The 23,707-nt window shown below is 35.6% G+C and carries 19 protein-coding genes and 2 pseudogenes; 12 read left to right on the top strand and 9 right to left on the bottom strand.

Annotation, left to right across the window (positions count from 1 at the left end):
- Window positions 1–134 precede the first annotated feature (134 nt).
- Window positions 135–513 (top strand): annotated as a pseudogene (locus OOL03_RS02655) (IS4-like element ISWosp8 family transposase); the annotation flags it as partial.
- Window positions 514–559: 46 nt separating this feature from the next.
- Here the strand turns inward: OOL03_RS02655 and OOL03_RS07140 are convergent.
- Window positions 560–1,645: pseudogene (locus OOL03_RS07140) on the bottom strand (IS3 family transposase).
- Between the two features lie 85 nt (window positions 1,646–1,730).
- On the opposite strand from OOL03_RS07140, the gene OOL03_RS02635 reads away from it, so the two are divergent.
- Window positions 1,731–2,324 carry a hypothetical protein gene (locus OOL03_RS02635; protein ID WP_264707582.1) on the top strand — a complete coding sequence of 198 codons (594 nt, stop codon included), beginning with the start codon at window positions 1,731–1,733 and terminating at the stop codon, window positions 2,322–2,324.
- Between the two features lie 180 nt (window positions 2,325–2,504).
- Here OOL03_RS02635 and gatA read toward each other — a convergent pair whose 3' ends face one another.
- Window positions 2,505–3,974 carry an Asp-tRNA(Asn)/Glu-tRNA(Gln) amidotransferase subunit GatA gene (gatA, locus tag OOL03_RS02630; protein WP_264705071.1) on the bottom strand — a complete coding sequence of 490 codons (1,470 nt, stop codon included), beginning with the start codon at window positions 3,972–3,974 and terminating at the stop codon, window positions 2,505–2,507.
- 389 nt (window positions 3,975–4,363) lie between these two features.
- Between gatA and mtaB the strand changes: the two genes are divergently transcribed.
- Both mtaB and OOL03_RS02620 read left to right on the top strand, forming a co-directional pair.
- Window positions 4,364–5,590 carry a tRNA (N(6)-L-threonylcarbamoyladenosine(37)-C(2))-methylthiotransferase MtaB gene (mtaB, locus tag OOL03_RS02625; RefSeq protein WP_077188084.1) on the top strand — a complete coding sequence of 409 codons (1,227 nt, stop codon included), beginning with the start codon at window positions 4,364–4,366 and terminating at the stop codon, window positions 5,588–5,590.
- 45 nt (window positions 5,591–5,635) lie between these two features.
- Window positions 5,636–6,595: a P44/Msp2 family outer membrane protein gene (locus OOL03_RS02620; protein ID WP_264707581.1), complete on the top strand. Its 960-nt coding sequence runs from the start codon at window positions 5,636–5,638 to the stop codon at window positions 6,593–6,595.
- 7 nt (window positions 6,596–6,602) lie between these two features.
- On the opposite strand, the gene OOL03_RS02615 is transcribed toward OOL03_RS02620, so the two are convergent.
- The 3 genes from OOL03_RS02615 to OOL03_RS02605 form a co-directional block, all read right to left on the bottom strand.
- Window positions 6,603–8,105, bottom strand: a complete 1,503-nt coding sequence (locus OOL03_RS02615) for a type II secretion system protein GspD (RefSeq protein WP_458694000.1) — start codon at window positions 8,103–8,105, stop codon at window positions 6,603–6,605.
- Between the two features lie 119 nt (window positions 8,106–8,224).
- On the bottom strand, window positions 8,225–9,589 hold the full coding sequence (locus OOL03_RS02610; protein WP_065095203.1) for an ankyrin repeat domain-containing protein: 1,365 nt from the start codon (window positions 9,587–9,589) through the stop codon (window positions 8,225–8,227).
- 930 nt (window positions 9,590–10,519) lie between these two features.
- Entirely contained in the window at window positions 10,520–11,194 is a 675-nt protein-coding gene (locus OOL03_RS02605; protein ID WP_319803722.1) for a septal ring lytic transglycosylase RlpA family protein, read from the bottom strand.
- Between the two features lie 26 nt (window positions 11,195–11,220).
- Here OOL03_RS02605 and murC point away from each other — a divergent pair, with 26 nt between their 5' ends.
- Genes murC through cgtA form a run of 3 tightly spaced genes read left to right on the top strand, consistent with a single transcriptional unit; the run spans window position 11,221 to window position 15,006 of the window.
- Window positions 11,221–12,717 carry a UDP-N-acetylmuramate--L-alanine ligase gene (gene murC / locus OOL03_RS02600; RefSeq protein WP_038250394.1) on the top strand — a complete coding sequence of 499 codons (1,497 nt, stop codon included), beginning with the start codon at window positions 11,221–11,223 and terminating at the stop codon, window positions 12,715–12,717.
- Window positions 12,718–12,721: 4 nt separating this feature from the next.
- On the top strand, window positions 12,722–13,996 hold the full coding sequence (gene eno / locus OOL03_RS02595) for a phosphopyruvate hydratase (RefSeq protein WP_264707578.1): 1,275 nt from the start codon (window positions 12,722–12,724) through the stop codon (window positions 13,994–13,996).
- Window positions 13,984–15,006 carry an Obg family GTPase CgtA gene (gene cgtA, locus OOL03_RS02590; RefSeq protein WP_264707577.1) on the top strand — a complete coding sequence of 341 codons (1,023 nt, stop codon included), beginning with the start codon at window positions 13,984–13,986 and terminating at the stop codon, window positions 15,004–15,006. The genes eno and cgtA overlap by 13 nt, the downstream gene beginning before the upstream one ends.
- Before the next feature lie 672 nt (window positions 15,007–15,678).
- Here cgtA and ltrA read toward each other — a convergent pair.
- Window positions 15,679–17,136, bottom strand: a complete 1,458-nt coding sequence (gene ltrA / locus OOL03_RS02585) for a group II intron reverse transcriptase/maturase (protein ID WP_264707430.1) — start codon at window positions 17,134–17,136, stop codon at window positions 15,679–15,681.
- Between the two features lie 112 nt (window positions 17,137–17,248).
- Between ltrA and OOL03_RS02580 the strand changes: the two genes are divergently transcribed.
- Together OOL03_RS02580 and fumC are read left to right on the top strand one after the other, a co-directional pair.
- Window positions 17,249–18,108 (top strand): IS630 family transposase gene (locus OOL03_RS02580; RefSeq protein WP_264707034.1). Its coding sequence is split into 2 segments (ribosomal slippage): window positions 17,249–17,573 and window positions 17,573–18,108, totalling 861 coding nucleotides; the frame shifts between segments, so codons are not numbered across the junction.
- A 620-nt stretch (window positions 18,109–18,728) separates the two neighbouring features.
- Entirely contained in the window at window positions 18,729–20,123 is a 1,395-nt protein-coding gene (gene fumC / locus OOL03_RS02575; RefSeq protein ID WP_264705061.1) for a class II fumarate hydratase, read from the top strand.
- Window positions 20,124–20,317: 194 nt separating this feature from the next.
- Here the strand turns inward: fumC and grxD are convergent, their stop codons facing one another.
- The gene (gene grxD / locus OOL03_RS02570; protein WP_006280013.1) at window positions 20,318–20,641 is read right to left on the bottom strand and encodes a Grx4 family monothiol glutaredoxin; all 324 of its coding nucleotides are present in this window, start codon (window positions 20,639–20,641) and stop codon (window positions 20,318–20,320) included.
- A 15-nt stretch (window positions 20,642–20,656) separates the two neighbouring features.
- Window positions 20,657–20,875, bottom strand: a complete 219-nt coding sequence (locus OOL03_RS02565) for a BolA/IbaG family iron-sulfur metabolism protein (RefSeq protein WP_006280012.1) — start codon at window positions 20,873–20,875, stop codon at window positions 20,657–20,659.
- A 111-nt stretch (window positions 20,876–20,986) separates the two neighbouring features.
- On the opposite strand from OOL03_RS02565, the gene OOL03_RS02560 reads away from it, so the two are divergent.
- Both OOL03_RS02560 and OOL03_RS02555 read left to right on the top strand, forming a co-directional pair.
- Window positions 20,987–21,190, top strand: coding sequence for a hypothetical protein (locus OOL03_RS02560; protein ID WP_264707576.1), 204 nt, complete (start codon window positions 20,987–20,989; stop codon window positions 21,188–21,190).
- Between the two features lie 84 nt (window positions 21,191–21,274).
- The gene (locus tag OOL03_RS02555; protein WP_264707575.1) at window positions 21,275–21,682 is read left to right on the top strand and encodes a P44/Msp2 family outer membrane protein; all 408 of its coding nucleotides are present in this window, start codon (window positions 21,275–21,277) and stop codon (window positions 21,680–21,682) included.
- A gap of 14 nt (window positions 21,683–21,696) precedes the next feature.
- Here OOL03_RS02555 and OOL03_RS02550 read toward each other — a convergent pair whose 3' ends face one another.
- Window positions 21,697–23,019, bottom strand: coding sequence for a malic enzyme-like NAD(P)-binding protein (locus OOL03_RS02550; protein WP_264707664.1), 1,323 nt, complete (start codon window positions 23,017–23,019; stop codon window positions 21,697–21,699).
- Window positions 23,020–23,153: 134 nt separating this feature from the next.
- Here OOL03_RS02550 and pgsA point away from each other — a divergent pair, with 134 nt between their 5' ends.
- Window positions 23,154–23,696, top strand: coding sequence for a CDP-diacylglycerol--glycerol-3-phosphate 3-phosphatidyltransferase (gene pgsA, locus OOL03_RS02545; protein ID WP_264707574.1), 543 nt, complete (start codon window positions 23,154–23,156; stop codon window positions 23,694–23,696).
- Window positions 23,697–23,707: the final 11 nt, after the last annotated feature.

Genomic DNA, 23,707 nt, shown 5'->3' with positions numbered 1-23,707 from the left:
ATATCAGCGATAGTGTATAAAATTTCTCTCCAAATTTTTTATCATTAAATTATCCAAAGAGTGCAAGGGACAGCACTTTTGTTTCTATTTTATTGCAACAAAAAAGTTTAAAATGTGTCTTTTTTAGGTGAGGCATGCAAAAAGGAAAAGATCTTATCTTACAAATTAAAAATGCAATATACTCGAAAACTTTTCAGAAAATCCATTGTGTTGAGTTTTACACGAACAAGAAAACTTCCTTTTTCGAAAGTATTTTCTATGATTTTAAAGTTAGTTAAAAAAAGTTTGGGAATAGAATGTGAACTTATGGAGCCATTGACATGTACCCTCAAAGCAAGCTTTTTCTAAAGCAAGGTATAAGATTTGCCATACAGGCTTTCAAGAATTTAAGCATCCAAACAGCCTATCAGGATGAACCTGAGTTGGAGAGGCTATAGACTTATTGCAGCAGATGGTTCTGGTATGAGATTACCCAGCTCTGGGGAAATTGTATCCGAGTTTGAACCAAATGGAAACTGACCTTACCCAGAAAAAGTGGAGAGAAAGTTTGGAATGTTTTTCACAAAGAGAATGATGAATCAAAATGCTCAGGAATGCAATAGTTAATAGTGACGTTGTTTGTTATAAAAAATTTCTATGTATTCAAATATTGCAGTTCTAGTTTGTTGAGCAGAGTGTTGTGAAGTATCAATAAGTATTTCTCTTTTCAATGAGCTAAAGAAGCTTTCCACAACAGAATTGTCGTAACAACAACCTTTATGACTCATCTATGTTTTTTATGGATAAGAGATATTGATAACCTTGCGAAGTATATTGTGAACCTTGATCACTATGTAATAGTAGATTTTTGGCAGGTTTACGCTTGTTAACGGCCATTAATAAAGAGTCCATAACCAATTGTTTATTTATTGAACTGCTCATTAACTACCATGCGTGAATATAGATCGATTATTGTTGCCAAATATAGCCATCCTTCTTTGGTTTTTATATAAGTAATCCCATACTTTATTTGGTTGATCGACAATAAAGTTTTGGTCTAATATATTGGGAGCTACTGTCCGTTTGTTGTTTCTTAATTTTAAATTTTCTTCTCAATATAGCCTGAATACCATTTTTCTGCATAATACTTTGCACTGTTTTTAAGTTGCAACTTTTACCCAAAGCCTTTAATTCAGCATGAATTTTAGGAGCTCCATATCTACATTTAGAAGCTTGATATATTTTTTGAATATCTGCTAATAACTCTTTATTTGCTGATTCTCTACTGCTTATTTTCCTTGTAGTCCACTTATAGTAGCCACTAGCAGAAAACCCTACATAATTCCTGCACTTTATAGTGTTTACTATGCTCTTTTATGAAAAAATATTTTACTCTTTTTGACTGGCCAGGGCTTTTTTTTAAATGTCTCTTTCCCTTGTTACTCTTGCTTTGTAAATCAAATCTCTCTTTGTCATAAGGTGCTACATCTGGAAATGCATTTGCCGCTGACTTTTTTTCGTTATATTTCTTCATCCATTTTCCTAATACACTATCCCTTATTCCTAGATCTCTTGCTACTTTTGCAACTGGTTGACCTACCTTTCTTTGTTCATTTGCCAGCTTAACAGCTTCCAATTTAAATTCTGCCGTATATTCTCTTGCCATTTCTAATCCTCCAAAATTTTATTTTACCCGAAAAAACTCCTTTCTTTCTCTCCACTTTTTCTGGGTAAGGTCAGTATGGGAAAAGGTGAAAGATGTACTAAAAAACCCAGAGATGATAAAAAAGGAATACCAACGTAGAGTATTAGAAAATAAAAATGATGAATCATCAGAGAAAAAGTTTGCAAGAAGAGAAAATCAAATAAAAGAAGGTATCGAAAAATTAATGGAAGATTATTATAGTCAAGAAAATGCAGGAGAGAAAGGATATATAAGCGAGGAAGAATTTAAACAGACAATGAGAAAAATGAAAGAACGCTTACAAGGGATAGAAGAAGAGAAAAAAAAGGTAGTTGATCAGAAGGCAGTAGAAAAAGGAATAAGTCTTATTATAAATAGCATAAAGAATTTTTATTCTAGTGTAAAATCGAACCTGGAACAGCTAGATTGGCAAACTAAGCGCGGCATTATTAAAGCATTAATAGGACAAATTAACATTGGTTGTGATCAGGTAGAAGTAGGATTTCAGATCGAAGAACCAGCACAGGATGGGGGAATTCTTAATTTGTATCATTGTACTAAACATCATAATAAGGGGGTTGGCAAAATGTGTCAAGCAAGTTTTTTCGTTTCTATAAATCTGGATTTCAGCGTTATGCGCTGGAATGACAACGTGAGGTAAATTTTTCAACATCCCAAAATTACAGAATTCAGTCTGTTTAATTAAGTGTGAACTGTTACACGAAAATTTTGTAAACAGATTAATATACCCTGTTTTTGCTATTCATCTAAAAATGGAACCATAGAGTACGTTGAGGAGCGTAAGCAAATTTTAATGCAAAAATTACTATCAAAAAATAGATTATGCAAGAGGTCTAATTATTCTGCCGCAATTTTGCTCTATCACACTTGCCACATTTAATATTCCAGCTTCATCATAATAATTTCCAATCACTTGCAAGGCAAGTGGTAAACCCTCATTGGAGAGCCCAACAGGAACAGAAATAGCAGGCAATCCTGCCAGACTTGCCGGCACAGTAAACACATCATTGATGCACATAATTAACGGATCTGGCTTTTCATTTAAGCCAAAAGCTTCTGTTGGAGCAGATGGCACAAGTATGTAATCTATTTTTTCAAACGCTTTTATAAAATCATTTCTGATTAATGCCCTAATGCACTGCGCTTTTTCGTAATATTCATTATAATGACCTGAAGAAAGCGCATAAGCGCCAATTAAAATTCTTCTTTTCACCTCTTTACCAAAACCTTCTGCTCTTGTTAGTGAATACATTTCTTCAAGGGTATCAGCATCAACCCTTAATCCATAACGCACACCATCGTAACAAGCAAGATTGGATGAAGTTTCAGCAGAACAGATTAAATAATAGACTGGTATTGCATATTTAGTATGTGGCAGAGTAATGTCAACAACTTCAGCGCCATTTTCTTTTAAATAGGAAGCAACTCTTTCCCAATTATGAACTATTTCCTCTGAAATTCCATCCATCCTATATTCTTTTGGTATACCAATACACTTACCCTTGACATCACCATTTATAAAGCTAGAAAATTTAGGCACTGGCTTTTCGCTCGATATTGAATCTTTTGTATCATAGCCACAAATTGCTTCCAGCATTAATGCTGAATCAGAGACAGAACGAGTAATGACTCCTGCTTGATCCAGAGAACTCGCAAATGCAATCATACCAAAACGCGAGCATCTTCCATAAGTTGGCTTTATTCCAACTACTCCACAATAAGCTGCTGGTTGGCGTACAGATCCACCGGTGTCGCTCCCTAACGCTCCAGCGCATAAAAATCCAGCAACCGATGCTGCAGATCCACCAGATGATCCACCAGGAACAACTTTTTCCCCATCACTTTTTCTAATCCACACATTTTCAACAGGGCCAAAATAGCTATTTGTGTTCGCAGAACCCATAGCAAATTCATCCATATTAAGCTTACCGAGCATGGCTGCTCCACTTTTTAAAAGCAAGTCAGACACCGTAGATTCGTAAGTCGGAACGAAATTTTCCAGCATTTTTGAGCATGCTGTTGTTTTTATTCCTTTTGTACAGAATAGATCTTTGATGCCAACTGGTACACCCATGAGCGGCGAGATTAAATCATCCTTTTGCCTAGAGAAATGTTCATCTGCAGCTTTAGCAGCTTTCATTGCTATCTCTGGGGTTTTTGTTATAAATGCATTTAATTTCTCATTTTCAACCGCACTGATGTGCGCCTCTACGAGTTCAACGGCAGAAAAACTCTTTTTTTTGAGCCCGTCATGCATTTGTGTAATACTTAACTTTCTTAGTTCATTCATCAATATTTAATTTTTAGCAAGACGTTAATTATAACATGGCACGATAAAAAATCCATACATTTATAGTTACAGCTAGAAATGTAGCTAAGGTAACTTAGATTCACCGATAATCGTCATCCCGCTACTTGTTAGCGGCTAAGAGATACCGCAGCGGTATGACGTAGAAGCTATACTTTTATACTCACCAACTCAGTATCCAATCCGGATTGTATCTTAAAAAGGTCAAAAGACTATAATAAGCAAAGGAGTGATACTGTATCTGAGTGAAAATCGTTGAGATCCCAGTGTCTGCTGCTTGCATAGCATTTATTTACAAAAAAATAGTCATGCAAGAGACTTTGCTTGGATATTTGATATAATTTAGGTCTATTAAAGCAAAAAATACTAACATGAATGAAGTGATAACATTTGGTTGTCGTCTAAATTTTTACGAGAGCGAGTTAATCAAAGAAGCATTAAAAAAAGCAAAGAGAGAAAATGTTGTTGTGGTGCATAGCTGTGCAGTGACAAACGAAGCAGAACGTCAGGTAAAGCAAAAGATACGTAAGATTTACAAAAATGATCCAAATAAAGAAATTATCGTAGTTGGTTGTGCTGTTCAGTTGGATCCAGAAGTTTACAGTAGCATTCCTGGTGTAAGTAAAGTGCTCGGTAATCAAGATAAGCTAAAAGCTGAAAATTACTTACTAAATGACGATAAAATCTTGGTCAGTGATAACCAAGTAGAACCTGTTCTAATTAATGGATTTGAAGATAAGTCAAGGGCATTTATTGAAATTCAAAATGGTTGTAATCATAGCTGCACATTTTGTTCAATTACTGAGGCAAGAGGGAATAATCGATCTGTGCCAATAAACAGTATTATAGAGCAAATCAGGATCTTTGTAGAAAATGGATATCAAGAAGTAGTGTTTACAGGGGTTGATATTACTGACTTTGGTACAGATTTGTTGGGTAAGCCATCACTTGGTTCAATGATTAGGAGAGTTTTAAAGGATATACCAGAGTTGAAGAGGCTAAGACTTTCCTCTATCGATGTTGCTGAAGTTGACGACGAATTAATGGATTTAATAGCTAATGAGTCAAGACTTATGCCTCATTTACATTTGAGTCTACAATCTGGTAATAATTTAATACTAAAGAGAATGAAGCGTCGTCACAACAGAGAACAAGTGATAGAATTTTGTCATAAAATGAAGAGCTTGAGGCCTAATATAGCATTTGGCGCTGATATTATTGCTGGATTTCCAACAGAAACTGATGAAATGTTTCAGGATACAGTTGATTTACTGAAAAAAACAAATATAGTTTACCTACATGCTTTTCCATATTCAGAGCGGAAAAATACACCTGCTGCACGAATGCCACAAGTACCAGAGAATGTGCGTAAAGAACGAGTAAAAAATTTAAGAGAAGTAAATAAAGAAATTATGAGCAGTTTTTGTCAATCCTTGATCAACACTAAGCAAAGTGTTCTGGTTGAGCAAAATAATGTCGGTAGAGCAGAAAATTTTGCATTAATAAAGCTTGAATCAAGAGCGCAAGCTAAAAGTATTGTGAAAGTTAATGTTACAGGCGTAGAGAATAATTATTTAATTGGAAATACTCTTTCTTAATTTTTGTACATTAAAGAAATATATGATATGATGGTTATACTATAAATGATAATTATGGGTTCATTTGTGATAACTAAAAGATCTATTACTTTATTTTTGATTTTAATTTCATGTGTCTATTTTTTTATTACTTATATCGGTAATTATGTACACGTTGAACAAGTTATTGGAACACAACTCTTAAAACTAGAAACGGACAATAATGAAGATGTAATGCATTCTAAAGAGGTTACTGAAAAAGAAGTACTAACAGAGGATTTAAAATATCAAGAACCTGAAAATAGTCCTATTGAACAACCTTCTATTCTCCAAGTAGCTGATCAGAAAAATATGTGGTCACGTATTGCAGATCAAGCTGAGCCTACAAAAGAAAAATCAAAAAAACTTGATTTTTATGTTAGCGCTAACGGTGGTAAGGTATACCATGATAATTCAGAAATATTTGTAAAGGGTATAAAGGCAATAGGGGAGAGAGTCCTAACTTTAGTTGAAAGTCATTATGGTTTTATAATAAAAAATATAGTGGCAGATGAAATTAAAAGTATACAGCAATTTGATGGTAAAATTGATTTCCAGTGGTTTAGCAGCATGTCTTTAGGTTACTATGCTGGAGAAAATGGTAAAATTGATTTTGAAGCCGCGTATTCTATAGCCAATATTGAAGATAGTAATTCTCCTCCGGTATTTGATAAATCAGCAAGTATATTTGCGTTTTTGTTAAACTTCTATTATAATCCCAGCGTTCAGGATACACAATTTGCTCCGTACATCGGTCTTGGTATAGGACCAACAGTTTTTAGATTAAAAAGGATTAATGGGTCACCCCAAAATTCAATGCCACTGAATGTTCCTTGGTTTGCTTATCAAATAAAACTTGGTGTTGATTATTCAATAATCCCAGAAATCAAAACCTTTCTCGGCTATCGTTACTTTAGCGTTCCGATACCTGTTGCAGATGACATATCTACTCACAATATTGAAGTTGGTTTGATATTTAATTTTTAGTGATAATTTAATATATATATAAATTCTTATCTTTTCTATCTAACAAACCAAATGTTGGTACGATTGTTGCTTTTAAAAAAATGACAGTTTCTACTGTTCTAATATTATTCGCTAGCCTTTTTGATTTCTGATGCAATAAGCTTTGCTTATCTTCTCTATGTTCTATAAGCCCGCCGATTACCATAATTTCACCGCTCTTAATTTTTAACATAGAGTTCATTTCTCTGATTTCAACAATTGGAATGTCGCTATTTAATTTCATTTTACTCTGCTGTGCGACGTACTCTATATCTGGATCTTTAGTGTAGCCGTTAATTCTTGATAAAGTTGGATGTATATCCATGAATATTTCACTAGTATCAATGTTAATGCTTGGGTGGATTATTAGCACAACACCTATTGGGACGCTATTCATCTTGGTAATTAAGGTCTGATTAGAGTTTCTAGTATCTTTTTGTATATCGGAGGTAAAATAAATATGGTTTTTAGTAAATGAAATCATCGCTTGCTGATTATTTATAGCATGTACTCTGGGGCTTGAAATTACAGTTGAAGTGCCAAATTTGTCTAAATTTTTTACTAAATCTCCTAGATCATTTGCACCAAAGTTCATTGCTAGGTTAATAATGGAGTTATCTTGATTTATTATAGACTTAGTTCCATCTTGTAAGTCATTTAAGTTCATACCAGAAAGGTATTTGTCATCTAGCACAACTTCAACTATTTTTGCCTCTATCATTACTTGAGAAGACGCTAACTTCTTAACCTTATTAATATATTCTTCAACAGCTTTGTGGATATCTTTTCTAGCATTCAAAATAATAACACCAGCTTCTCTGTTGGATGAAAGGAATTCGCCATCATCCACCCCGTTAACATCCATTATTGCATTCAAGCCTTTTTCTAATGAATTCCATAAGTCACTACTGTATTGAGACTTCATAACATTGTTATAGTCCCTATCAACGTTACTTCCATCACTGTTAGTAATATTGTTATTAATGACGAAACTGCTTTGAGCAGAATGTTGAATATTGATGAAGTCTACGTAATAATTTTGTGCGTATGGCAAGTCCTGCTCAATTCTAATTACACCATTACTTGTTGAGTAAAGCAGTTTGGCGCTATTTGCTATACTCTGAATTACTTCGTTTATATCCTTATCTTTTAGCTTTAAAATAATATTACCTGATATTTTTGGGTCCATATCCAAGTTAACGTCAGAAAGTTTTCCTATCTCAATCAGCAAATCCTTTACTGATACTTCTTCACTAACATTAATAGAAATAAGCTGATTACTGATTGTGAGATCGGGAAACTCTATTGGTAAAGGCATAATTTCTGGTATTGCCGGTTCATTAATCTCCAAAGAGGTGTTATATTGTTGCAACGGATAATCGTGCTTATAATTGTCTATGTTAATAGGATATTGCTTGGTAGGTAGATGTGTGCAAGAAATAATGAAGAGGAGTATTAAGCATTTAAAAATAGCCATTAGAACAGCATACAAAATCTATACTAATAGATTTCTATAAAAATATTAAAAATGTATTTAATCTCATTTTCATCGAGCAGATAATTGTCGTGTATTAGCTTTGGCTATGTATTTTTTGTATACTCTTCTTGTACTTAAATGTAGACCAGCATAGCCCTAATTTTTTTATATATTTTACTTCTTTCTCTGTATTTAATAATAGGCTTGAAAATAAATGGTAAGCCTATAATTGTTAAGCTTAGAGCTAGGGTTGAAAGTATACAACAGGCTTTGTGTTTACTATGTAGCTCTTTCAGGTAAAGCATCAAAAATCTACAAAATTTTTTGTAATTTTCTTCGATGTTTTTTTTGCTATGAGCCTTGCTAATGAACATATCTATTGCGGTATGACCGTTATTGCACTTAATGTTAAGGTCTGCACCTTTTTCTGTTAACAACTGAGCTATATCAAAATAATCCTTTTGAACAGCAAGATGTAGAGGTGCAAAACCTTGTTGCTCACAAATGTTCATATTGGCTCTAACTTCCAATAACATTTTCACAATTTGTGTATGGCCTTTTTTAACTGCGAGTAGCAAGGGAGTTCTGTTACATTTAGTAACAGCATTAACGTTTACCTTAAGCTTCAATAAGAGCTTAACTGTTTTAGTGTTACCATTATGGCTAGCTTTATGCAGCCTAGCGTTACCATTAAAATCTTGATCGTTTGCTTCTATTCCCTTTGAAACAAGAAATGTTACCATTTTTCTATTATTATGCTCAATAGCGCAATCTAACGCATCAAAACCATGGTTGTTTTTTGTGCAAAAAAACTCTTTAAGTTTAATTTTATCGTTACTTGCTTGCTGTTTTTTTGCAATAAGTTTTACTATTTGCATTTTGTTGTTATACGCTGCTAGGAAAAGCGTAGTGTTATTTTCTGCATCTTTGGCTTCTATATTTGCACCTTTCTTTATCAGATATTCTATAATTTCTGCTCTGCTGTCATAATGTGCGGTGCATTGATAAATGGTTAAAAACAAAGGAGTACGAAAATTGTTATCTTCACATTCGAGATTTGCTCCGCTATCAATTAAAATTTGGACGCTTTTTTTAGAACCGTATAGTGAAGCTATATGAAGAGGAGTATAGCCCTCTTTGGCATCTTTTTCATTAATTTTTGCGCCTTTTGTTATCAAAAAATCTATTAATTCCGTGTCATCTTGTAGTGCAGCAAGGTGCAGTGGAGTGAATCCATTTTTATCCTTGGAATTAATTGTCAGTTGGTTAACAAAAAGTTTAGCAACTTTCTTGTGTCCATGCATAATGGCGTAATGCAGAGGGTTTCTATTTTCGTTGTCTACGACATTGAAATCAGCTTCGTGCTCTAGTAATGACTTTACTCCAACTAAATCGCCTTCTTTTGTGAACTTATGCAAGAGAGTGATTCCACTTGCATCTTTTGAGTTAATATCAAATCCATTTTCTACTAATTGGTTTATATCTTCCTCACGCGCCATATCACTTAAATCTCTAATTAAACTCTTTTCGCGTTAATAATACTCCTACTTGATTAAGTTTAAATGAATCTGTGAGAAATGGCTAGTGCATTCTTGCATAACAAACTTTTGGCAGCGCATTGGATGAAACGAAAAACTTACTTGACAAACTCCGCCAGCCCTCTTATCATGAAACTGAAGCTATTTATTTATCTTCGCAATCTCTGTGGTGGATTAATGACAAAAAACTTAATGTATTTGGCGTAAATCATGCTTAATTTTTTGCACTATGTGCACCTCATGTCTTTATAAAACTTTTAGGTTTCTACCTATACAAGCCGAAACGCGCTTATAAAGTGTTTAAGACAGTAAAAGACGTCAAATAGACAAGGGAGAATTTGAATACTAGCTACCCTAGGGTTTCTTTGCCTTTTTTTTTATTTGGTAAATTTCTTAACATTTATAGCTAAACGACAACTGTCATCCCTGTAAAGGTCAAGTATCCCGCTACTTGTTAGCGGGATCTAGAGATACCGTGACGGTATGACGTAGGATTGCTGTCATTCTGCTACTTGTTAGCGGCTGAGATACCGCGAATGAATCGCGGCATGACGGTTCGCGGTGGCATGACGATAAGCTCGTCATCCCGTTACTTGTTAGCGGCTGAGATACCGCGAATGAATCGCGGTATGACGGTTAGCGGCGGCATGACGTAGGATTGCTGTCATTTCGCTACTTGTTAGCGGCTGAGATACCGCGAATAAATCGCGGTATGACGGTTAGCGGTGGCGTGACGATAAGCTCGTCATTCCGCTACGTGTTAGCGGCTAAGAGATATCGCGGTGGTATAGCTATAAATTGTTGATATCTTTTTTATATCACATTTTTAACTTACAATAGTTAGCCAGCGTTCCTTACATTAACCAAATCTTTCAAATTCTGCACTCACCACTACCTATAACTCACTTTCACGCAATATTGATCGTTCTTAAAAAGCAATCTAACATTTTTTATTCCTTGATTGCGAAGCTTTGATGCAGCTGACTTAGCAGCCTGAGCACTTTTAAAAAATGCAACATATCCCTTACTTTCTGCATTGTCTTGTTTTGGGTGACGTTTCTGTATTTCTTTTTCATACTGCTTTCTGTAATAAGGAGTATTTTGTATCAATTGTTCTGACATCTTTCTTAGGTATTGGACTTTTACTTTTGCAAGCCCAGATTTATGAAATCCTAAGACTTGAGCTGCTTTTTCTGATAAGTCTATTATTCTACCTTCAATAAATGGTCCTCTATCGTTAACCCTTGTAACAAGCTTTCTTCCATTTTCTAAATTAGTGACAAGAACAAAGCAGGGTAGGGGCAAAGTCTTATGCGCTGCAGAGATCAAGTGACGGTTAAACGCTTCACCATTTGCTGTAAGTGTGCCATGATCTTCTATTCCATACCACGATGCTATCCCTATCTCTTCATAGTGTTTACAGTTTTTTGGATAATAAGTTATACCATTTATTGTGTAGCTGCTGCCAATTTTATAATGACCTGCAGTGCAGTTAAACCTGTTGCTAAAACTGCAGCTACTTATCAAAACAAATATTAGACATAGAAAGGTTAGGTTTTTTATCATTGTATTCGGTAAGAGGGTTCGATACTATGAGGATTTTAAATTATACTATAATAAATTTAGTAATGAGTAAACATCTACTGCTAAATATTAACAAAACTCAAAAAGGAATAATACATATTATTGGTATAGGTGGAATCGGAATGAGTGCTATTGCTGAAATTCTTCACAATTCCAATTGCAAAGTTCAAGGCAGTGATGCACAATCAAACGACAATATAAATAAGTTACAAAAGCTAGGTATAGAGGTTTTTATTGGTCACAATGCTAATAATATAAGCCAAGCTCAAATAGTTGTACATTCTTCTGCAATAGAATCTGATAATGTGGAGTTAATTGCGGCAAAAAATAACAATAAAACCGTTTTGCATAGATCAGACATACTTGCTGAAATTATGAAAGGTAAATATGTGATAGCGGTTTCAGGTTCAAGCGGAAAGACAACAACAACCGCTATGATTGCTTCCATTTTTGATCATTCTGGCATTGATGCGACTGTAACTGTAGGAGGGATATTAAATTCCTATAAGAGCAACTTCAAACTTGGAGGGAGTGACACTTTTCTGATCGAGGCTGATGAGTCTGATGGAACTATGCTAAAAATCCCTGCAAAGATTGCTGTCATAACAAGTATCAACAATGACCACATAGATTATTACGGCACATTTGATAATATCAAAAATGCATTTTCCCAATTCGTGAATAATGCAGGTTCTGCAGTTTTACCTGATTCTGTAGACATCGATTATGATGCGGGTAATTCTATAACGTTTGGGTTTGAGAATGGTAGCATAAGAGCCAGCAACATTAAACAGCATGCTAACAGCATAGAATTTGATGTGTTGAACAACTGGATTCCAGCATTACGTGCTGGAATGACAAAAGGAAAGTGTACAGAGATGTCATCCCAGTGCGTGACACTGGGATCCAGCCCTTTAAAAAACATAGTACTATCAAATGCAATTGGAATTCACAAAGTAAGCAACGCCCTAGCTGCAATATCAGTTGCGATAAAGCTCGGAATTAGCGATGCAGATATTAAAAAAGGCCTTTTGGAATTTCAAGGAGTAGCAAGAAGATTCTCTTTGATTGCCGATATTAAAGGTGTTAAGTTAATTGAGGATTATGCCCATCATCCAAATGAAATATATGCAACTTTAACGGCTGCACGTTCGATTACTAAAGGAAAAGTAATAGGAATTATCGAACCACTTCGTTTTGCCCGCATTCGTAATTTTTTTGATGAATTCATACGAATTTTCATGATGTTTGATTATGTCATCCTCACTCCTGTTCATCCCCCAGAAGACAAGCCTATTCCTGGTTGTGGGATTGATGATATACAAAAAGCTTTAATCAGTAATGGATTTAATAACACAAAAATTATGAATGATGCTTTGCTCATTTCACATTTTATTAGTGATTCGACAAGTCCAAGTGATATAGTATTATTTATTGGTGCTGGTAGTAATATAGCTAAATTGGCAAAGGAAACTGCAGCACTTATTGCGGAAGTTAAGGTTTAATGTAATGAATAAGATAATCAATAACGTATTTGCAAGAGAAATTTTAGATAGCAGGGGTTACCCAACCGTTGAGGTAGAGATTGGGCTCTGTGATGGAGCAGTAGGCAGAGCATCTGTACCTTCTGGAGCTTCAACCGGTAAATTAGAAGCCTTGGAACTCAGGGACCAAGATGAGAAAAGGTATTGTGGTAAGGGAGTGCTGAAAGCTGTTCAAGCTGTAAATGGGATAATAGCAGATGAAATCATTGGAATGAATGCAGCGGACCAAAATGCAATTGATAAAGCATTAATTGAACTGGATGGAACAAAAAACAAATCAAAACTTGGAGCAAATGCAACTTTGGGTGTGTCTCTTGCAGTTGCAAAAGCAGCAGCAAACAGTTTCAAAATGCCGCTATATAGATATTTGGGAGGAAAGCAGACGAGTGTTATGCCGGTTCTACTCATTAACATAATTAATGGTGGAGTACATGCAGACAATAAGCTCGATTTCCAAGAATTCATGATTCTTCCGGTCGGTGCTGAGACTTTCAGCGAAGCGATTAGAATATCTGCGGAGGTATTCCACAACTTACGTAGCATTCTTAAGAAAAAAGGTTATAGCACAAATGTAGGGGATGAAGGTGGTTTTGCACCAAATATTGAAAGTACTGAAGAAGCACTTGATTTGATCATATACGCTATAGAATCAGCAGGTTATTCAGCGCAAAGTGATTTTGCACTAGGCCTTGATGTTGCTTCATCTACTTTTTATGAAGATGGAATTTACAAATTTGAACACAGAGATCTTACTTCAGAAGAGTTGACTGAATATTATTGTAATCTTGTGGAAAGATATCCAATAATTTCTATAGAAGATGCAATGAGTGAAGACGACTATGAAGGTTGGAAATTACTTACTGCAAAATTGGGGAGTAAAATTCAATTGGTTGGGGATGATTTGTTTGTTACAAATTGTGAACTGATATGCAAAGGAATAGAGGAAAAAATGGCAAATGCTGTACTGATCAAGCCAAATCAAATAGGGACGTTAACAGAAACTTTTGCTGCTATTGAAATGGCAAAATCAAATGGCTATAAAGCTGTTGTTTCTCATCGCTCAGGTGAAACAGAAGACACAACAATATCTCATATAGCAGTTGCGTCAAATTGCGGGCAAATAAAAACCGGGTCGCTATCGCGTTCTGATAGACTCGCGAAGTATAATGAGCTAATGAGAATAGAAAGCACGTTAGGAAAGGATGCTAAATATTATCGTGGGTTAGCATGGGTTTTATAGACGAAGTAAAATTGTGTTTAAAAGCCGGTGACGGTGGTGATGGCTGTGCAAGTTTTCGTCGAGAAAAGTTCGTTGAATTTGGTGGTCCAAATGGTGGTAATGGAGGAAAGGGTGGAAACATAGTTTTCATCAGCGACGCTAATCTCAACACTTTGCTTCATTTTCGTTATAGAAGACACATTAAAGCAGATAGTGGAAAAAATGGTGCAGGCAGGGATAGATCTGGCACAGCAGGGAAAGACGTTATACTTAAAGTTCCAGTCGGTGCACAAATAATTGATGAAGAAAGTGAAGAGATAATAGTAGACCTTGACAAGCCTGGTATGGAATTTCAAGTAGCACAGGGTGGAAAAGGTGGACTTGGAAATACTAATTTTAAATCTTCTACTAATAAGGCACCAAGACATTTTACTTACGGTCAGCCTGGCGAAGAAAAACATGTATTATTAAAACTAAAAGTTTTATCAGATGTTGGAATTATTGGCATGCCAAACGCAGGTAAATCAAAATTTTTGACTCGCTGCTCAAATTCCGATACAAAAGTAGGCGATTATCCATTTACCACCGTAAGACCTCATTTAGGCATGGTAAAAGTGGATGATAGCGAAGTTGTAATAGCAGATATTCCTGGAATAATTACTGATGCTCACCTTGGAGTTGGGCTCGGGCATAAATTTTTAAAGCACATAGAAAGGTGTCAAATTTTACTTCATTTAATCGATGTAACTCACGATGACGTTGTTTTGGCTTATAGTTGTATCCATAATGAATTGGAACTTTACAATAGTGATCTTGTTGAAAAAGAAGAGATTGTAGTATTAAACAAATGCGACTTATTGAGGGAAGCAGAAATTCTGGAAAAGAAGAATCACCTAGCTAATTATCTCAATAAAGAAGTGCTGTGCTTATCAATTAATGGTGATTTACAGCCTATTTTAAGATTATTAAGTGAAAAATTGAAAAAGAGTAATTCTAAGGAAATCGATGTATATGATCCTTTTAAGATGTGAATTTCATTTATTTTATCATATAACTAGAATATATTTGTACGAACATTTGTTTTTGTTAAACATAACAAATCCCAGTGTCAGCTACTTGCATCTACCACACAACTGTACGAACATTGCAATTTGCAGGCAATTTGCGTGGCAGATGGTGTCATCCCAGTGCCCAGACACTGGGATCCAGCCTTTTCATAATCATCAAAACGTTGTATTTTAACATAAAACGGCTACTTTTATGCTTACCAACTTAATAAAATTTCTGGATCCAAGTGTCAAGCACTGTGATGACATCATAGGGGCGCTGGGATGACACCCTCCTGCTAGACAATGTTCGTACAGTTGTACAGTTATCTAAGTGGAGAAAGTCACCTCTCCCCACTCGACTGCAGAACCGTACGTGACAGGTTACCGTCATACGGCTCCTCTGCAATTTGGTGCTTGTCATGCACACTTCCTGTGTAAAATATCGTGACAATGTCCATGTAATAATAATAAATTTTTGATCATATTATTTTTCCTATTTTGGTCTTTATGGTGTATTTCTAGAATATCATCACTCTTGAACCAAAGTTGACATTGATCACATTTGCCTTGTTGTAACTTCAACAGCTTTATTACTCTCGGTGATTTATCTAGTATTCTATTAAGACGATTCCCCCAGTAAACCCAATCACCATCTTATGGAGATTTGGTTCCTTTCACTTTGATATGTCGCTTAATAACATGATCTCCGTGTCTTATAAGATTCACTTCGTTACTTGTCATAAATCGCCAATTATCATTACCATACTTCTTGAAGTACTTTCTTTTGATCCAGCATTTTCCTTTGTTTGGGTGTTTATATAACGCCCACTTCCAAAGTTTTCTGAACATTACACTGTCGATAAGATTAAATGTTTCACTTGAAACTACACAAGAGTAATATTGACTCCATCCTCTAATAATTGGATTAAGTACTTTAATTACTATTTCTTGTGTTGCTCCCCTCAATTTTCTAATCTTATGTTTGATAATGAAATTATGCTGTTTTATAGATTCACGACTTGGTTTGATTAATAACTTGTAACCTTTCTTATTATTTCTTGTTAGGTAGTGTCTTATTGAAAATCCAAGAAAATCAAATCCTGGTTTATCCCCTTCTAAAGTATGGGAAATCCTTGTTTTTGAAGGTTTTAGTTCTAATCCAATGATTTTTAACCATTCTTCGATTAGTACCTTTGCCTTAATAAGGATCTCCTCACTCTCATGTATAACAACAAAATCATCAGCATAAAAAATTATACTAAGAGCTTGTTGTGCCCGTTGCTGCGATGCTGTACCATACTTTCTTCTTCTATATAGAAAAAGTTCACTTTTTAATGCTTCTTTAATATATTGTTCCATACCGTGTAATGCTATACAAGCCAATAATGGAGAGATAGTTCCTCCTTGAATTGTACCACTCTTAGTTGGCTGGAAAATTCTATTTTCTATTACTCCTGCTCTCAACCATCCTTTTATTGTTTTTCTTAATGTTGGTGTGGTATTGAGTTTTTCAAGCAATGCATAGTGTTTAATATTATCGAAACACCCTGAAATATCAGCATCTAAACAATATGCTGTTTTCTGACTTAGTGCATTGAATATGGCCTTCATAGCATCGTGACAAGATCTACCAGGTCTAAAACCATAAGTGTTCGGCTCAAATTTTGCTTCCCATTCAGGTTCCAACGCCATTTTTACAAGTGTTTGTTTTGCTCGACACGATATAGTGGGAATACCAAGGGGACGACGCTCCAATGGCTTGCCAGGTTTTGGTATCCAGACTCGTCTTGATGGTTTTGCTCTTCCTCTTAAATCCATAGAATTTGCTAATTGCATTCTTTCTTTTTGGTCGAGATTGGCTTTCCCATCAATACCTGCAGTTTTTTTCCCTCTATTGTCCTGTGTTACTCTTCTAACTGCGAGCATTCTTGCACTTGTTGATTTGAGTAATAATCTCTGAAGATTATGCATCTTTTTGATATCATTACATTTAGAAGCTTGGTAAATTCGTTTTTGTAGCTTAAATGAAGATTTCTCCAGCTTACGCCAAGAAATTTCATTCCATTCATACCTAACATTTTGTTGGCTCATAACATATTCACTACTACTCATAACTTTACCTTCCAAATTACAGTGTTTACGTCTGCATATCCCAAATATTATAGCTCTTTCGATAAAAGTCCGGATGTGATAGGATAAGGATAGATGATGATAAGGAGGTTGAATGCCAGCAGCATATAGTTATGATTTAAGAAAAAAAGCAATGGAAGCGCTAGACGAAGGAGAAAGCAGAGAAACAGTGGCAGCAAGATTTAAGATTGGACGAACTACTTTATGGGAGTGGCAGCAAAGAAGAAAAGAAACAGGAGACTTTCAATCAAAAAAACTTGGAAATGGGGGTTACAATCACAAAATTACCGACTGGGATACCTTTGCCAAATTTGCCAGAGAACACGGAGGAAAGACTCTATCGGAAATGGCTAAACTTTGGAACAACGTTAGTATCCAAACGATCTATCGAGCCCTTAAAAAAATTGGATTTACGCGCAAAAAAAGACATATGGATACAAGGAAAGAAACGAAGAAAAACGTGCTGAATTTTTGAAAATTATAGCGACAAAAGAACCTAAAAACTTAGTGTATATAGATGAGTCTGGCATTGATAACACCGAAGACTACCCCTACGGATATTGCCAGAAAGGACAGCGGTTTTATGCCTTAAAATCTGGAAAGAAAACTCAACGAATCAGTATGGTTGCAGCCTTAAGTGGAAGAAAGATAGTTGTTCCGTTAACCTTTGAAGGCCACTGTAATATGGATGTTTTTAATGGATGGTTTGAGCAATTTTTGACACCGATCTTGGAACCTGGACAGACTGTCATTCTTGACAATGCTACTTTTCATAAGTCTGATAAGATTATCGAGCTTGCTAAAGGGGTTGGTGCAGAAATTTTGTATCTGCCGCCTTATTCTCCAGATTTCAACAAAATTGAGCATCATTGGTTTGCTATAAAAAACAGAGCCAGGAAAAACATTCCTCTATTCGAATCCTTTCTTCGTGCTGTTGATTCTGCCTTCCTATGACCTGTTTGGACTATTATGAGAAATGCTATACTTTGGGCGTTAGCTTCTTAAACAATCCTTCCACATAGAAGCTTACGGTTGGCTACCTGCTTATATCTAAATAAATATAAGAGCATCTATGCGGTTACTCCGTTCCATGATTTTGTTTCATGTTGGACTTAGGTTCTTACTTTTTGCCGGAAGCTGAGAACATCCATAATCAAGTGGTAGGATCTTGATTCCTCTTTGCGCTTCTACCATTTTGGTCTATGCGTATCAACCTTATTTCGCATATTCCTGCTGACGACAATTCAAACATAAGTTCCTTTCGTAACCTTATCCAACTCTGTTCGCAGGGATTTACCATAAGGTTAGGTATTACCTGCTTTTGTCTCATGCTTGCATCCCAGAAGTTGCCACTTTCTAAAATGTGAGATATACTTTATCCCTGATGTTTAGGGAAGATGGAATTTAACCACCACAAAATCACGACTTTCGGGTCGCACTCTACCATGCAAGTTACCTGAAAATTGCAATGTTCGTACACTTGACTACTTGGATCTAGTATGATTTAATTAACCAAGAAGTAGGCATGAAAAAATTATGTAGTGAACCAGTTTGCATAACACCAGGAGGAAAATATGGATAGAAAGACGAGAATAGAATCAGACAGCTTAGGGGAAGTAAAAGTACCAAGTGAACATTACTGGGGAGCGCAGACTCAGCGTTCTTTAGAAAATTTTAAGATTGGCACAGAAAAAATGCCAGAGCCTCTGATTAAAGCATTAGCAATAGTAAAACTTGCAGCAGCACATGTTAACATGAAGCAGGGTAGCATAGATAATAAGGTAGGGGACGCAATCTGCGCAGCCGCAAAGGAAGTAATAGATGGCAAATTTAATAATGAATTTCCGCTTGTTGTTTGGCAAACCGGATCCGGAACGCAGACTAATATGAATATGAATGAAGTGATCAGCAATCGCGCAATAGAGATTTTAGGTGGTAATTTGGGTAGTAAATCTCCGATACATCCAAATGATCATGTGAATTATGGTCAGTCGTCAAATGACACCTTTCCAACAGCAATGCATATAGCAGCAGCAGACCAGATAAACCGCTTGCTTATTCCAAATCTTGAAAAATTGCATAAGGTGCTGGATAATAAGGTTCAGGAATTTAAAGATATAATAAAAGTAGGACGTACTCATCTGCAAGATGCAACGCCCCTAACACTAGGACAGGAGTTCTCTGGCTATGCAGTCCAGATTAAAAAGGGGATAGAGAGAGTAAAATCAACTTTAAGTGATATATATGAGCTTGCACAAGGTGGCACTGCAGTTGGCACGGGACTCAATACTAAAAAGGGTTTTGCTGAAGATTTTTCAAGCCAAGTTGCAGAAATTACTAACCTTCCATTTACTTCAGCAGGCAATAAATTTGAAGCGCTAGCAGCAAATGATGCTTTAGTTGAGCTCAGTGGAACACTCAATACAGTAGCAGTCAGTTTAATGAAAATTGCAAATGATATAAGGTTGCTTGGTTCTGGTCCAAGATGCGGAATTGGGGAAATAATGTTACCGGAAAATGAGCCTGGTTCTTCAATTATGCCAGGTAAAGTGAATCCAACTCAGTGTGAAGCGGTGACTATGGTATGCACTCAAGTTATGGGAAATCATGTTGCTGTAACCATTAGTGGTTCAAACGGTCATTTTGAATTGAATGTGTTTAAGCCAGTGATAATTTACAATGTTTTGCAGTCTATAAGACTTTTAGCTGACGCAAGTTTAAATTTTACAGAAAAATGTGTAGTTGGTATTAAAGCAAATGAAGAGAGGATAAAAGATTTACTGAATCAGTCGTTGATGTTGGTCACTATATTAAATACGCATATAGGGTACGACAATGCAGCAAAAATAGCGAAGCTTGCTTATAAAGAAAATATCACTCTAAAAGAAGCAGCAGCAAAACTTCAACTGCTCACTGAGGAAGAGTTTGAAAGGATAGTGAAACCAGAAGAAATGGTAAATTATTTGTAACCGCTCACACTTAATTCTTCAATCTCACTAATAGAAAGGCCAGTAAACTTGACAATAGTGTTAACATCAACATTATTATCTTGCTTTGTCTACCTTATTTTGCCGCTCCCCTGAACGGATACGGTTTAAGACATAAGATCCTTTTTCATAGCTATACTACGTTATCCAGCGTCTGGGCACTGGTTTCTTGGTACTTATTCCGCAATAATTTTTTTTTCCTTCAATAAACTTTGCAGTTCGCCTTTTTCGTACATCTCGCGAGTGATGTCGCAACCACCAATAAACTCTTCCTTTATATATAATTGTGGAATTGTTGGCCAATCAGAAAACTTTTTTATAGATTCACGTATTTCATCATTCTCCAACACGTTAATATACTTAAACTTCACGTTCAATTTTTTTAGGATTGACACGACGAGTCCAGAGAATCCGCATTGAGGAAAATCAGAAGTGCCTTTCATATACAATACCACATCATTTTCTGTTATATCTTTTTTTATTTGTTCAAAATTGCTCATAAATTCACCTTATTTTTAAGTATTAGTTTCCAGTTGCAGGGCGTGTATAGACTGACCTTCCAGAGCTTTATATACCATTTTATGCTGTTCTATTTTTGTCTTTCCAAGAAAACACTTGGAGTTTATTTTTAAATGATAATGGTCATCATCTCCAGCAAGATCATGAATCTTTATATCAGCGTCGGGGAACGATTGTTTGATGATCCTCTCTAATTCGTGAATTGCAATAGTCATTGATTTGCTTTAAATTACAATACTTTCATTATAAATCTAAAACGATTGAGCGCAATAAAAAGTTGCTATCATAAAAAATAGAAGCATACTATAATAATGGAATGACAAATTATGCAGGGAGGCTTTGTGGTGGGCGAAAGATTTAAATTCACATATCTATTGGTTTTGCTAACTTATTTATTCAAAAATATGAGAGTTGAGTTTGAAGGCTTATATTCTCAGACTAACTTATATGATGAAGATTATTCAGATAAGAAAAAAGCAAGATATATTGAACTTCGTCGTCACAATGATGCGTCTACTGGAGCGGAATGAAATTCACCTTGGAGAAGTGGAAAGGTTGATATTCACATTCAAGAAAATTGTAGTGTTGAAGCAGAGTTCAGAGCTGCATTTAAGATGAAAAATGAAGGTTTTAATAACTTAGCTGGAATGGTCAATGTATATCGTGATTTTAATATAGCAAAAATGCCATTCACCCCATATGTTGGTATTGGTGCAGGTGTAACTAGGGTTAAATTTCTAGGAAAAACCAGATATGCCTTGGCTTACCAAGCAAAACTTGGTATCAATCACCAACTTACAGCACAAACTCAAGCATTTGCTGGTTTACGCTATTTTGGTATCCTTGATAACCAATTTAAAGATATTGTACCAGGAATAAAGATACTAGCTGGTGAAGGATATATTCCTGCCGGTGGAGGAAGTAAAGTTGATGAAACTGCACGTGTTGAATCAACAACTGCAACCATTACCAATAGGTTTGGCATATATGGCTTAGAGTTTGGGTTGGTTTATCACTTTTAACTTTATCCAATAAATTACATATGTGAAGATAGTAAATTCAGCGTGATGAGAACATTAGAAAGACGAGATTTTAATTGATTTTCATATTTACTCCAATCTTGTATTGCCTTTCTTGCAACACCTGAATCAACTGCGGCTTTTGCAACAGCAGGAGCTACTATAGAAATTAATCTTGGGTCAAATGGAGTAGGTATTACATATTCACGTCCATAGCCCATTTTACGACCGCCATAGACTGCAGATATCTCACCTGGTACTGGCTCACGGGCAAGCTTTGCTATTGCATCTGCAGCTGCAATTTTCATTTCATCATTTATTGTTGTTGCATGTACATCAAGTGCCCCTCTAAATATATAAGGAAAACCCATTACGTTGTTGACTTGGTTGTTGTAATCTGACCTACCAGTTGCAATTATTGCATCTGGCCTCACAGATTTTGCAAACTCAGGCCTTACTTCTGGATCGGGATTGGCAAGAGCAAAAATAATCGGGTCTTTGCCCATACTCTTTAACATCTCTTCATTTAACACATCTTTTGCAGATAGTCCGATGAATACATCAGCGCCTTTTATTGTATCAAGTAGAGAACGTTCGGAAGTATCAATTGCATACTTTTCCTTCCACTCATTCATATCCTCGTTTCTACCTTTGTATATTACTCCTTGCTTATCACACAGCACTATATTTTTAGCGCCCATGGACTTTAGTATTTCTAAACATGCAATACCGGCTGCTCCAGCACCATTCATAATGATCTTAACGTCCTCTAATTTCTTTTCAACAATATCAAGAGCATTTTCTATGCCAGCTGCAACAATCACCGCAGTTCCATGCTGGTCATCATGGAACACTGGAATATCCATCAGTTCATTCAGGCGTTTCTCTATTATAAAACAATCGGGAGATCTTATATCTTCTAAATTTATCCCCCCCCAACTTGGCCCAAGATACCTTACTGCATTGATGAAATCTTCTATATTTTCTGTACCAACTTCTATATCAACTGCATCAATATCAGCAAAACGCTTAAATAAAACAGCTTTGCCTTCCATGACAGGTTTTGCAGCAAGAGGACCGATATTACCAAGTCCAAGCACTGCAGTGCCATTTGAAATGACAGCAACACAGTTGCTTTTTGCTGTATAATCATAAACAACCTCAGGATTTTTAGCTATTTCAAGGCACGGAGCTGCAACACCAGGGGAATAAGCAAGTGACAAATCATACTGGGTAGATAAAGGTTTTGTTGGCATGATTGAAATTTTACCAGGGTTACCACCTCTGCTGTGATACTTAAGCGCTTCTTGTTTTGTGGTGCTATCTAAATCATCGTTCATCATTACATCCTTATATTTTAAGCTTGTATTTTTTAAGTATATGGAGTTTTTATAAATGTTCAATTGTAAACTATTAACTTGTGAACTCTGTTGTACTTCTGTATAAGTTTACCTATTACGTAAGATGATATTACATGCTTAAAAAAAACGTGCCTAATTTGCTTACAATTTCTCGTGCACTTGCAATACCAGCAATAATATTAAGTTTTTATATAGAAAATAAATATGCAGGCCTGATAACAATATCAATCTTTGTGTTTGCGTGCATTACGGATTTTTTTGATGGTTACCTGGCGCGTGCGTGGAAAGTCCAATCAAAGTTTGGCAAGCTATTTGATCCAATTGCTGACAAATTAATAGTGGTTTCAACGATAATTATGCTAGTTTATAAGCATAAGATAAATGATTTTACAATAGTACCATCGATTATCATCATCTGTCGGGAGATATTAATCTCGGGTTTACGGGAGTTTCTGATAGCTACAAATGTTAGTCTACCTGTAAGCAAAGCTGGAAAAATTAAAACATTTTTGCAGATGGTTGCTGTAGTAGCGCTAATAATGAACGATTATTATATGATTCAATATACAGGTGCGATTTGTTTATGGGTTGCAGCTATTATAACTATGTGGTCAGGCTATAATTATATCCTAGCCGGCATCAAACAGATTGATTAAATCTCCTAGGA

The sequence above is a fragment of the Wolbachia endosymbiont (group A) of Acrocera orbiculus genome (assembly GCF_947250015.1).
Lineage (GTDB): Bacteria > Pseudomonadota > Alphaproteobacteria > Rickettsiales > Anaplasmataceae > Wolbachia > Wolbachia pipientis.
Note: the sequence above shows the minus strand (reverse complement) of the source record. Positions and strands in the feature narration are given on the sequence as shown.